This window comes from Myxococcus sp. AM009 (genome assembly GCF_013372605.1).
GTDB classification, from domain to species: Bacteria; Myxococcota; Myxococcia; order Myxococcales; family Myxococcaceae; genus Myxococcus; species Myxococcus vastator.
In genome coordinates, this window is sequence record NZ_JABXEP010000355.1 from 1 (window position 1) to 1,027 (window position 1,027).

Here is a 1,027-nt window from a genome sequence, read left to right on the forward strand (position 1 = left end):
GTGTCCTTCCGGCAGACGTGCGTGAAGGGCCCTGATGCCCCCCGGTACCGTCCTCGGCCCATTGGAGCGGACCGGGAGAGAGACGGTGGCGAGAGGCAGTATCGCAGCGGAAGAGTTGGAGGCGTTGCGCGGGCGCGTGCAGCAGTGGAGGCTGACGCGTACTCAGCAGGGCCGGATGCCGGAGGCGCTGTGGAGGGAGGCGGTTTCGGCGGCGCGGCGCTACGGGGTGTCCCATGTCGCGCGCGTGTTGGGGGTGGGCCATGCCGGGTTGAAGGCCCGGACGTCAGCGGCGCCCCCACCGAGGCGTCAGGCCGACGCGGCGGCCAGGCCGGACGGCTTCGTCGAGGTGAGCGCCGCGCAACTGCTGGCACCCGTCCCCGCCTCCAGCCTCGTCATTGAGTACGTGGCCCGGGAGGGCGGACGGCTGACACTCACCGTGCCCGCTTCGTGCCAGGGCTTCGACGTGCTGGCCCTGGTGGCCGCGCTGCGGGGCCCATGATTCAAATCACTCCTCAAATGAGAGTGCTGGTGGCCATTGAGCCGGTGGACTTCCGCCGGGGCGTTGATGGGCTGGCGCAGCAGTGCCGTGCGGCCCTCGCGGAAAACCCTTTCAGCGGAACGGTATTCGTCTTCCGCAACCGGCAGCGGACGGCGGTGAAGTTACTCGTCTACGACGGGCAGGGCTTCTGGCTGTGTCACAAGCGCCTTTCCCAGGGGCGGTTTCGCTGGTGGCCCACGGCGAGTGAGGCGGCGGCCCCGCTGCGCGCCCACGAGTTGCAGGTGCTGCTGTGCGCGGGCGACGCTTCGGCCACGCAGGCCGCCCCTGAGTGGCGCAAGGTGGGCACGTAGGCCGCGTCGCCCTCCAGGGGAGCGAGCCCGGACGCCCATGCCCTCTGGGCAGGCCTGCGCGCCAGGAACATGTTGTAGCGGGCAATGGGCAAGACGAAGCGCCAGCCAAGGCAGGTGGACCCGGCGCGGCTGGCAGTCATTGTCGAGCGGACGCGCGGGGCCCTCAGCCAGGAGGACT

General features: G+C 70.6%; 2 protein-coding genes. Both read left to right on the top strand.

Annotation, left to right across the window (positions count from 1 at the left end):
- The first annotated feature begins 136 nt into the window (after window positions 1–136).
- Window positions 137–499: a hypothetical protein gene (locus HV824_RS35825; protein ID WP_368738147.1), complete on the top strand. Its 363-nt coding sequence runs from the start codon at window positions 137–139 to the stop codon at window positions 497–499.
- A 29-nt stretch (window positions 500–528) separates the two neighbouring features.
- Complete coding sequence (tnpB, locus tag HV824_RS35830; protein ID WP_161604904.1) at window positions 529–849, top strand: IS66 family insertion sequence element accessory protein TnpB; 321 nt, start codon at window positions 529–531, stop codon at window positions 847–849.
- The last annotated feature ends 178 nt before the right edge of the window (window positions 850–1,027 follow it).